Annotated in this window: 11 protein-coding genes and 1 tRNA gene; 8 read left to right on the top strand and 4 right to left on the bottom strand. The window is 63.7% G+C overall.

The window, feature by feature from the left end; genetic code table 11:
• Together ACLP9N_RS01315 and ACLP9N_RS01310 are read left to right on the top strand one after the other, a co-directional pair.
• Positions 1-547, top strand: a 547-nt coding sequence (locus ACLP9N_RS01315) for an adenylate/guanylate cyclase domain-containing protein (protein ID WP_442405706.1), incomplete at its 5' end; no start/stop codon positions are given.
• Positions 548-1,014: 467 nt separating this feature from the next.
• Positions 1,015-1,458: a hypothetical protein gene (locus tag ACLP9N_RS01310; protein ID WP_442405705.1), complete on the top strand. Its 444-nt coding sequence runs from the start codon at positions 1,015-1,017 to the stop codon at positions 1,456-1,458.
• Between the two features lie 22 nt (positions 1,459-1,480).
• On the opposite strand, the gene ACLP9N_RS01305 is transcribed toward ACLP9N_RS01310, so the two are convergent.
• The 3 genes from ACLP9N_RS01305 to ACLP9N_RS01295 are packed head-to-tail and all read right to left on the bottom strand — an operon-like array spanning position 1,481 to position 4,850.
• A complete protein-coding gene (locus ACLP9N_RS01305) occupies positions 1,481-2,692 on the bottom strand; it encodes a cytochrome P450 (RefSeq protein WP_442405704.1) in 1,212 nt (403 codons plus the stop codon).
• Positions 2,689-3,666: a zinc-dependent alcohol dehydrogenase gene (locus ACLP9N_RS01300; RefSeq protein WP_442405703.1), complete on the bottom strand. Its 978-nt coding sequence runs from the start codon at positions 3,664-3,666 to the stop codon at positions 2,689-2,691. The genes ACLP9N_RS01305 and ACLP9N_RS01300 overlap by 4 nt, the downstream gene beginning before the upstream one ends.
• Complete coding sequence (locus tag ACLP9N_RS01295) at positions 3,663-4,850, bottom strand: sulfotransferase family protein (RefSeq protein WP_442405702.1); 1,188 nt, start codon at positions 4,848-4,850, stop codon at positions 3,663-3,665. The genes ACLP9N_RS01300 and ACLP9N_RS01295 overlap by 4 nt, the downstream gene beginning before the upstream one ends.
• A 75-nt stretch (positions 4,851-4,925) precedes the next feature.
• Between ACLP9N_RS01295 and ACLP9N_RS01290 the strand changes: the two genes are divergently transcribed.
• The 6 genes from ACLP9N_RS01290 to ACLP9N_RS01265 all read left to right on the top strand — a co-directional run bounded on the left by ACLP9N_RS01290 (position 4,926) and on the right by ACLP9N_RS01265 (position 10,366).
• The gene (locus ACLP9N_RS01290) at positions 4,926-6,152 is read left to right on the top strand and encodes an alkyl sulfatase dimerization domain-containing protein (RefSeq protein ID WP_442405701.1); all 1,227 of its coding nucleotides are present in this window, start codon (positions 4,926-4,928) and stop codon (positions 6,150-6,152) included.
• Complete coding sequence (locus tag ACLP9N_RS01285) at positions 6,149-6,613, top strand: VOC family protein (RefSeq protein WP_442405700.1); 465 nt, start codon at positions 6,149-6,151, stop codon at positions 6,611-6,613. The genes ACLP9N_RS01290 and ACLP9N_RS01285 overlap by 4 nt, the downstream gene beginning before the upstream one ends.
• Before the next feature lie 7 nt (positions 6,614-6,620).
• Positions 6,621-7,382, top strand: coding sequence for an SDR family oxidoreductase (locus ACLP9N_RS01280; protein ID WP_442405699.1), 762 nt, complete (start codon positions 6,621-6,623; stop codon positions 7,380-7,382).
• Between the two features lie 26 nt (positions 7,383-7,408).
• On the top strand, positions 7,409-8,398 hold the full coding sequence (locus ACLP9N_RS01275; RefSeq protein ID WP_442405698.1) for a TIGR03621 family F420-dependent LLM class oxidoreductase: 990 nt from the start codon (positions 7,409-7,411) through the stop codon (positions 8,396-8,398).
• 502 nt (positions 8,399-8,900) lie between these two features.
• Entirely contained in the window at positions 8,901-9,107 is a 207-nt protein-coding gene (locus ACLP9N_RS01270) for a helix-turn-helix transcriptional regulator (RefSeq protein WP_442405697.1), read from the top strand.
• Between the two features lie 80 nt (positions 9,108-9,187).
• Positions 9,188-10,366: a site-specific integrase gene (locus ACLP9N_RS01265; RefSeq protein ID WP_442405696.1), complete on the top strand. Its 1,179-nt coding sequence runs from the start codon at positions 9,188-9,190 to the stop codon at positions 10,364-10,366.
• A gap of 46 nt (positions 10,367-10,412) precedes the next feature.
• On the opposite strand, the gene ACLP9N_RS01260 is transcribed toward ACLP9N_RS01265, so the two are convergent.
• Positions 10,413-10,486 (bottom strand) — tRNA-Arg (locus tag ACLP9N_RS01260).
• Between the last annotated feature and the right edge of the window lie 52 nt (positions 10,487-10,538).

Raw genomic sequence — 10,538 nt, 5'->3', positions numbered from 1 at the left:
CACCGACCTGGTCGGCTTCTCAGAGTGGGCGTTACGCGCCGGCGACGACGCCATGCTGAGGTTGCTGCGCTGGGTCGCGCAGGTCGTCGAACCGCCGCTGCTCGAAGCCGGCGGACAGGTCGTCAAGCGCATGGGTGACGGGATCATGGCGGTCTTTCCCGATCCGGTCACCGCCATCGCAGCGGTGCGGACCGCACGGGAGGCTCTGAAAACCGTTGAGGTCGAAGGCTATACGCCGACGATGCGGGTCGGTATCCATACCGGGCGGCCGCAGCGCATCGGAGAGGACTGGCTCGGCGTCGACGTCAACATCGCGGCCAGGGTGATGGAATGTGCCGACAAGGGCGGTGTGCTGATCTCCGGCGCGACGCTGCCGCGGCTCACCCCGGAACAGCTTGACGAGCTGGGCGTCACCGCCAAGCGGGTGCGCCGCGCGGTGTTCGCGCATCGGCACAGCGGAGTCCCGGCCGATATGACCATATACCGCCTGGAAACCCGCAGGCAGTCGCCAGCCGTCGATACGGTTTCCGACGAGCCGCCTGAGTGACTGAACAGGGGTGATCCGACTACACACGCGAACCGATACAGACATAGTGCGAAGGCGGCGACCCCGCCCGATCGAGTTCCCCGACGGAAAGCGAGCAGCGGTGAACGTTGACTCGACGTCAAACTCCCCACAACGACCTGAGGAGTCGCACTCTAGTTCGGTTATCTGGGTTCGATTCAGATGTTTCCGACTGCTCCCTCTTAGGACTACCCGACGATCGTGATCTCGTTGCTCATTACGGACCCGATGCTCGACGTCGATAGACTGTTTCGACTGCGATGACAAGAAAACCCAAAGCCGAGCAGCGGCGTCGCGATCTCTGCGATGCGGCGATCGAACTGTTGGCAGCTGACGGTGCACGCGGGCTGACCCACCTGCGTGTTGACCGACATGCGGGTTTCGCCGACGGAACCACGTCCTTCTATTACCAGACCAGAGCGGCTCTGCTTCGCGGTGCGATGGACCGAGTGATCGAGCTGGATCTCGCCGATTTCGCTGTGGCGCTCAACGCGATTGGCGACGGCGAGGTCGATTCCCTGCTATCAACGCTCGCCGCTCAGGCTATGCGCACCGCTGTCGAGCCGGAGCGTTCGCGGGCGCGGGCTCGGTTCGAGCTCATGATGATCGCCTCCCGTAACCCCGATCTCGGCGTGGTATTCGACGGCCTGATGGATCAGTTCGTCGCCATCAGCGAAGCGGCCGTCGCACAGGTTCAGCCGGTCGGCACGCCACCCGACCAGGAACTGATCAAGGAGCAGGCATTCGCCGTGGTCACCTTTCTCGGCGGATTCCTCTTCCGGCTCGCCTACGGCTTGACCGACATGGACAGCGCCAAGAGCCTGGAACAATATCTGCACTCCGTGATTGCCGGTGTGGCAGCTGATCATGCACGGATCAGAGACGGGCATTAGGGCACCCCGACGGGTCAAGCGGTCACCACGTGATCGGCAGTTCCTCGATGCCATAGATTTCCTGCTCGTTCTGGAATCGCAGTTCATCAGCCGGAACCGCCAGCTGGAGCTCCGGCAGCCGGCGGACCAATGTGGAAAGCGCGATCTGCATTTCGACTCGGGCGAGATTCTGTCCAATGCATTGGTGCACGCCGAAGCCGAAACCCAAGTGGCCGCGGGTATTTCGTGCGGCGTCGAAGCTCGCGGGGTTGTCAACGAACTCAGGGTCCCAATTCCCGGCAGGCAGATTCATCAAGACGAAATCGCCCGCGCGGATCACCTCGTCACCGACGCTGAAGTCCTCGGTCGCCACCCGATCTACCTGGCTGTGCACGATCGTGAGGTAACGCATTAGCTCTTCGACGACGTTGGCGATAACGGCCGCGTCATCGGTCCGACCAAGCAGCTCGAACACATCCCGATGCTGCAGCAGCGCAACCGTTCCCAGCGCGATCATGCTTGCCGTTGTTTCGTGACCGGCCTGCAACAGAATCAGGCCGTTCATTGCCGCCGTCTCGCGGCTCAGTTCGCCTGAGGCGACGTAGTCGGTGATGAGCCGGCTGATCAAGTCATCACCTGGCTCACGCGCTTTGCGTTCGACAAGATCGAACATGTAGGCAAAGAGCGCCCCGATAGCCTCCGCCTTCTGCTCCTCGGATGACCTGGCATCGAGCCCGACCGTGCTGTGGCGCTGGAAGAATTCATGGTCACTGTAGGGCACGCCCAGCAACAGGGAGATGACCAACGACGGCACCGGCAACGCAAAGTCCCTAACGAGATCCGCCGGTGGCCCACTCTCAGTCATGGTGTCGAGGAAGCGGTCGACCAAATCCTGGATCTGCGGCCGCATCGCCTCTGCGCGTCTCCACGTGAAATCGCGAGCCATCATGCGGCGCAGGCGATTATGCTCCGGGTCATCGATTCGCGCGAAGATGACCGGCATGTTGTCGCCAGCGCCCGCCGCGCGCAGGCGCGGCTTGATCGTGTCCGCACTAAGACGCGGATCGACCAGCGACGAGCGGATGTCCTCGTAGCGGCTGACGATCCAGGTCGGCCGACCCTGCCACATCGCCCGGTGCAGACGCGCCGACTCCCGCCATTCGGCAAATTCCGGCGGAGGCGCCAGCGGGCAGCTTGCGGATCGCGGCCGTGGAATGACGGGAAGATCTGGGTCATCTCCGATGGTCGCGGTCATGGCGTCACCGAGACTCTGCCTTGCACCTGCGCCCCACGGACGGCAGCAAAGGCTTCGGCGATGTGGTCCAGCCCGAATTTCGGTCCGACCGTGGGAGTCGGGTCGATGTCACCGTCGCTGAACGCGGCGACGACCTCTTGGAATTCGTCGGTCGAATAGGCGACGGAGTACCGGATGGTGAGTTCCTTGAGTAGCGCGGTGATGGGCTCAATAGTTGTCGGCTCGGCGCAGGCACCGGAAACGACCAGGCGCCCCCGTGACCGCAGCGCCGGCTGGCAGGCCTGCACAAGCTCGGGGCGTCCGACGCATTCGACGATGGCGTCGTAAGCCCCAAGTTCGGCCTCGGACACGGACGCGAGCACATCGGTAGCGCCCATCGAGCTCGCTGAGTTGCGCCGTTGCGGATCGGGATCTGCCACTGTGGCGCGGGCGCTACCCTTTTGCAGCGCCCAGATAAGGGTGGTTAGACCGACACCGCCCGCACCGACGATGAGCACGTCGTCGCCTGGACCGATCTCGGCGCTGTGCACACCGTGTAATCCGACGGCGAACGGTTCCACCAACGCCGAGTAGCCCGCGGGTACTTCTACGGGGAGTGCGAAGCAGTGGCGTGCCGGAACGGCGGCGTACTCGGCGAATCCGCCCGCTGGACCCATCCCGATGTAGCTCGCCTCAGGGCAGTGCGATACCAGACCTGCTCGACAGTACTGGCACGATCCACACGAAATCACGGGCAGCACAGCGACGGTGGTGCCCTCACGCCAGCTGTCGGTGTGCGACCCGACGGCGACGACTTCGCCGCCCAGTTCGTGGCCCATCACCATGCCGGCCGGCGCGAAGGGCTGGGCCTTGATGTCGGACCCGCATACGCCGCACGCCGTGACGCGGATGACCAGCTGGTCGGGGTCTGGGGTGGGATCGGGAAGGTCGACGACCTCGAAGCCGTGGTCGTCGGTTGTCACGGCCGCCTTCATGGCGCGTCTCCCTCCAGTTCGATGTCGAACACCGACAGGTATTCGTCGAAAATCGGTTCCAGGTCGGCGCGGGTCACGCCCGACCCTTCCAAGGAGTACGGCGCGGCCCCGTGGGGGTCCTGCGGATGAGCGTCGAGCCAGTCGGCCATCGCTTGCTCGGTCGACGCAGACAGGTCATCGCCGGCCCAGTCGTACAGCGACCGCATCACCGCGACCGGGTCGCGCATGAGGTTGGCGTAATGCAGGTCGAAGAACCGATCGTCACCGATCCGGCGCCTCGTCGCCAGCGGACGATCGACGTGTTCCTTCAACTGGTGCAATACATTCGCCACGGTCACGCCGACGTCGATGTCAGCACCCGTTGCCGCACGAGATAGGTAATTCAGCCGTAGGAACGACGCGGTTGACTTGAAGGGATCGCGGTGTGCCCACACGATCCGCACGTCGGGATAGGTTACCAGAAGGGTCTCGATGTGCACCGCGTGCGACGGCATCTTGAGCGACCAGGTGCCAGGCGCGCGAGACTGCAGAACCTGCAACACCATTCGCTCGTAGGCGTAGGCACTCGACATGTCGGTCTGCAGCAACCAATCGGCATATGCGGCAGTGGGCATGAACGCCTCCCACAGGTAGGCCTTGAAGTCTTGGTTCTGCACAAACACGCACTCTGTTGGCCCGTCAGCCTCGTCCCAGTGGACGAGCGGAATGTTGGCCGCTTTCAACCCCTTGGCGAGCACGTCGAGTTCGGCCCTTTTCTTCAGGCAGCGCGGATCGGTGCGCAGGGAGTCCGGGGTCGACGGGGGCACCGAGTCCTCCGCCTCCCACGTCAAGAGCGAGCGCCGCAGCGGATCCTGATCGAGGAGGTAGCTTGCGAGCGATGTGCCGGTGCGTGGCAGGCCCAGCACGACCAATGGGCGTTCGACTTGCTCGTGGAGAACTTCGGGGTGGCGCTTGACATAGTCGACCACCCGTAGCCGGTTCCACATTGCGTCGACGAACTGGCCGTAGACGAACTCGCGCCCCCCAGGGTTCACGCCCGGCGCGGACTCGCAGGAGTCGACCAATAGACGCAGGCCCTCACGCCAGGAGTCGCCGCCGAAATCGTCAAGGCCTGCTCGTTCGCAGGCGCGTGTCACGAGCTCGTCCACAGCTGAAGCCGACCGTGACGATATTGATGCCGTCATGGCGCAAGATCCTATACGGCCGTAGAGAACAAATGTTAGGTTGGCGTGGAGTCAATCAAAGCTCGGAGGTTGCGCGTGTCGCCATCACTGGACGAACTGGTCAAACAAGGAGAGGGAGCCCAAGATGCCGTCGACCTGGGTGACGGCATCTTCATGTCCAGGAACATCGCTAACAGCTACCTGGTGACGACGCCCGACGGCGACCTGATGATCAACACCGGAACCGACTTCGAGGCCCCTGAGATCAAAGCCCGGTTCTCGCGGGTCAGTGATGGCCCGCTGCGGATGATCACCTTCACTCAGGGCCATCCCGACCATGTCGGGGGATGGAGCCAGTTCACCCAGGCCGGTGTTCAGACGATCGTCCAGGCCAATCATCGCGACGTGCGCGAATATTGGCGCCACCTGCACCCGTTCTATGTGCGGCGGATCATGAAGCTGTGGGGCACGTTCGTGGACGTCGAAACCACCGGGGCCACGCTTCCCCCCGAGCCGGTGCTCACCGATTCGTTCATCGACAAACGCGCATTCGAACTCGGTGGTCGGCAGTTCGAGCTGCACTCCACCCCAGGGGGTGAGACCACCGACGCGCTCGTGGCGTGGATGCCCGAAAACCGCACTGTATTCATCGGCAATCTGATGGGGCCGTTCTTCGGCCACGTCCCCAACCTGTACACCCTGCGCGGCGACAAAATTCGCAGCGCGATGGCCTTCATCCACTCACTCGACAGGGTGATCGCCCTTGGTCCCGAGACGCTCGTCAACGGCCATGACGTGTTCCGCGGCACCGACAACATCTTGACGACCATGACCAAGGTGCGCGATGCGACCGCCTACCTTCGCGATCGCACCCTCGACGGCATGAACTCCGGCAGCGACCTGTGGACTTTGATGCGCGACGTGACCCTCCCAACGGAGTTGGCGCTTCCCCAGGTACACGGCAAGGTCGCGTGGATAGTGCGGGCGATCTGGGAGGAGCATGTGGGCTGGTTTCGCTATGAGTCCACCACCGAGCTCTACGACGTGCCACCGTCGTCCGTCTGGTCGGATGTCGTGGACCTGGCCGGAGGCACCTCCGCGCTCACCGAGCGAGCCGCTGCCCATGCCAAGGGGGGCCGGCCCCTTCAGGCGCTTCACCTGACCGATGTCGTCCTCGCCCATGCCCCGGCCGATGCCGACGCCTTGGGGGTAAAACGCCAAGCATTGGAACAGCTTCTGGCCGCTAGTGGTCGGGAAAACCACAGCGAAGTGCAGTGGCTGGAACAGGACATCAAGAGCGCCACGGCCGAGGAGGACCAATGAAAGCCGAAAACCTCTACCACACCGGCATCGTCGTCGACGACCTCGAGGCAACCATGGAGCGCCTCGCGAAGGTGGCAGGCTACACCTGGACCGACGTCGTCACCGTCGACCAGCAAGCGGTCACCCCCGACGGTGACGTGACAATCCCGATGAAGATGGTCTACTCGGGCGCCGAACCCCGCCTGGAACTGCTGCAGACCGTACCCGGCACTGTGTGGACCCCCGCGGACTCGGGGGTGCATCACATCGGCTATTGGTCCGACGACGTCGAATCCGATTTGGCCGCCTTGGAATCCAATGGTCTGACCCTCGAGGTGAAATCCTACAACCCCGACGGCTCCGGCACGCTGCTGTGGGCCTACGCCAAGGGACCCGTTGGGCCGCGCATCGAACTCGTCAGCCGCAACATGGAACCATTCATCGCTTATTGGTGGAGTACGGCGACCACCACGACCGACTGACACCGGCGTGTCCATTTCCGTTGACCTCTCCGGTCGCCGCGTCCTCGTCACCGGCGCCTCCAGCGGTATCGGGGAAGTGACCTGCCGCGCGCTGGTGGGATGCGGAGCATCGGTAGCGATGCTCGCCCGACGCAACGATCGACTCACGGCGTTGAGTGCCGAACTCGGTAAGCGCGCGATCGGAATCCAATGCGACGTCACCGACCTCGACACGCTCGACGCCAGCATCGCGCGAGCGGTCGACGCGCTGGGCGGCCTGGACGCGGTCATCACCGTCGCCGGCCGCGGGATGGTCGGCACCTTCGCCAGCGGCGAACCGGCGATGTGGCGACAACTATTGGACCTGAACCTGATCGGGCCGTTGGCCACCGTGCGATACGCCGTTCACCATTTCGGCACCGTAGGCCGGCGGGACGTTGTGCTCGTCGGTTCCACCGGCGCGATCACTCCCTCGGCGTGTGTCGGAATGTACGCGGCGTCCAAGCGCGGCCTGCGGGCAGCATTCGACGCCCTGCGTCTGGAACTCGCGCCCGACGGCATCAACGTCAGCCTGGTGATGCCCGGCATCTTTGACACCGAAGGTTTGGTTGGTGCGACCGCCATCAACGGCGAGGTCAACGAAGGCGCCATGCCCTCTTTCGCGGCGGGTGTCACCACACCTCCGAAACCCGATGCGGTGGCAGACACAATTGCATTCATGCTGGGACTGCCCGAAGACGTGTGTATCAACGAACTCGTCCTGCGTCCCACCGCTCAGCTGCGCCCCTGACGCGAACTCGACGAGGAAGCGACATCATGGCTAGAGACCCAAAGCGGCCCATCCGGTTCGGGCTCATTGCCTCGGGTGCAACGGCAGCCGAGCTCATTGAGACGGCGACGTCCGCTGAGCAACACGGCTTTTCGAGCATCGCTCTCAACGATCACTTCAACTCTACGGTCGCCCCACTGCTCGGCCTACAGGCGATGGCCGCCGCTACCTCGCACATCCGGATCGCGACTGCGGTGCTCAACCAGGACTTGCGTCACCCAGCCGTTCTCGCAAAGGAACTCGCGACGCTGGACGTGCTTTCCGGCGGCAGGCTCGAGCTAGGACTCGGTGCGGGGTGGGTACGCGCCGACTACGACCAGTCGGGCATTCCGTTCGACTCTGCTGCCGAGCGAATCGAGCGCCTAGCGGAGAACATCGACATCCTCAAGGGTCTGTTCTCAGATGATCAATGCAACTTCGCTGGTCGGCATTACTCGGTGACCGGACTCGACGGCTCGCCCAAGCCAGCGCAGCCCGGCGGGCCGCCGATCATGATCGGCGGCGGTGGTCGCAAGATCCTGTCGATGGCGGCCAGGCGTGCCGACATCGTGCAGGTTCTTGGCGCCTCATTTGGTTCCAAGGGAGCTGTCGTCGACGATCTGTCCAGCTTCCGCGTCGAGGCTTTCGAACAGCGGCTCGAGTGGATCGCTGTGGCCGCCGGGGACCGGTTCAGTGAGATCGAGCTGTCGCTGATGCTCGTATTCGTCGCGATTACCGACGACGCGGAGAAGATGGCCAAGGGGTTCCTCGACTTTCTCAACGCCACCGTCTCTCGATACGGCGGCCAGGTCGGCGACGTCGACGTGAAGCTCCAGACATTGCTCGACTCGCCGGTGGTGGCCATCGGGACGCTTGACGAGGTCTGCGAGAAGGTGACCCGTGTGCGCGACGAACTCGGATTGAGCTACTTCGTGATGCCCTACGGGTCCGCGCCACAGAGTCTTGAACCCATCGTCGCCCGCCTGGCGGGTACCTGACTAATTGATGTGTTGCGGGGCGCCTTTAGCTCACGGCTGGAAAGTGTCTATCCCATTCCGGGAGGAGAAAGGTGTTGTAGAGGTCATCGTCGCTGGCGCCGGAGCGCGCCGCCGCTGCGCCACCGCAAGGACACTATCCGGGGATCGGCGGCTCCGTTAACCCGCCCCAAGCCGGTTCATTGGGAACGGATTTGGGAACAAAACTCCGTGAAACTGCCTCAAATCAGTGCGACAGGGCGCAACAGGTGGTATGTCCGACCCCCCTTGACCTGTGCTTTTGAGACCACGCGGACAGGGGAAAATCCCTGGTGCGTAGCTCATAACCCAGAGGTCGCAGATCGGTCGACGGCCGATTCAGGCCTCTGAGGCGTCGCCCACTGCCTACCTCGGACGGCTTCGCGACCTCGATCGGCTCACGCGAAAAAACTGCACGGCGGTGTCTCCGCGGCGACTTACAGTGATGTCATCCAGCCTCGCTGCGGAATGAAGGGGAATAACCGCCATGGAGGAAATTGACGAGGACAAGTGGCTCACGCGCCAGGAACTCGCGGACCGTTACGGGCTGCCGGTCAAGACACCCGCCGAATGGGCGTCGAAAGGGACCGGACCCCGCTACGCCAAGATCGGTAGACACGTACGCTACCGACTGGGCGACGTAATCGATTGGGAAAGAGAGCGATTCAACGAGGACAAGCGCTCCCCGGCTTAATTGAGGCGCATGACCATGTTCGACAAACGCGCGCGGTCAGTAGACGCTGCTGCCGTCGCTCAGTTCCCCATTCCGCGCTGATGGCCGGCAGGCCTGCGCTGCGGATCGGGCAGCACGGCAAGGTCAAGCGCATCTACCTCGGTGGAGGCGTGTGGCTGGCGCGATGCCGCTACCGCGACACCGATGGCGTGACACGGATCGTCCAACGTGTCGGCCCCTCAGACGAATTCGACAAACAGGGGAAGCTCGCCGAGGATGCCCTGATCGAGGCGCTCGTCGAACGGCGCCCGCCCAGCGGCCCAGATGCGATCGGGCTTGACACCCTCGTCCTAGTTCTGATCGACCAACACATCACGCGTCTCGCCGAAGATGGCCGGTCGGTGCGGACTCTAGACACCTACCGATATGACTCGGCCAAACTCGCCAAGTTCATCGCCGGCGTGCGCGTCGGTGAAGCGACCCCAGCACGAATCGACGCCGCCCTCAGGTCGATGCGAAACACACACGGCCCCACAATGGCGCGCCGCGCGCGGACCCTCTTGCGGGGAGCCCTTCAACTCGCGGTGTTGAACAACGTGATCGGCACAAATCCGGTCCGGGATGTGCAATCGATCAGGTCCAGGGCGGCTCCAAAGGGCGCCTCGGCACTGACGGCCGAACAAGTGCGGGATTTGCTGATGAAGATCCGAGCGTCCGACGAATGCCAACAGCGCGACTTGGTCGACCCAATCACGCTCCTGCTCGCGACGGGCCTGCGCCGCTCCGAGCTCCTCGCGTTGCGGTGGAGCGACTTCGACGCCGACGCGGGCACCATTGCGGTGACCGGCAAGCTGGTGCGGCAGCGTGGAGTCGGCCTCACGAGGATTGACGAGACCAAGACCGCCGCCGGCCGCCGCACCCTGCCGTTGCCGGCGTTCGCCGTCAGGGTTCTCAATGACCGCCGCTTGCGTCCGTACGTCGGCCAACAGCAAACGATTTTCGCGTCGAGCAGCGGGACGCTTCGTGACCCGGAAAACTTCAACACCGCGTGGCGCGCGGTGCGGGAGGGGCTCGGGATGCCCAACGTGACGTCGCGCAGCTTCCGCAAGACGGTGGCGACACTCATCGACGACGCGGGGCTCTCGGCGCGCATCGGCGCGGACCATCTTGGGCACGCCAAGGTATCCATGACCCAGGACCGATACATGTCCCGCGGACGTGTCCACATTCAGGTCGCTGACCTGCTGGATCGCACCGTGACGGACATAAACGATGAATAAACGATGACCGACATTTTTAGCGGGACCGAAAACACCCTCTGACCAGTGCCCCCGGCACGACTCGAACGTGCGACCTAGGGATTAGAAGGCCCTTGCTCTATCCACCTGAGCTACGGAGGCAATGCGCAGGTCAGTCTATCCAACGCCGCGCCCCGGACATGTCTCGGCAACG

Origin of the sequence: Mycobacterium sp. (genome assembly GCF_052144515.1) — a bacterium.
Taxonomy (GTDB): Bacteria; Actinomycetota; Actinomycetes; order Mycobacteriales; family Mycobacteriaceae; genus Mycobacterium.
This window is presented reverse-complemented; position numbering and strand designations above follow the sequence as displayed.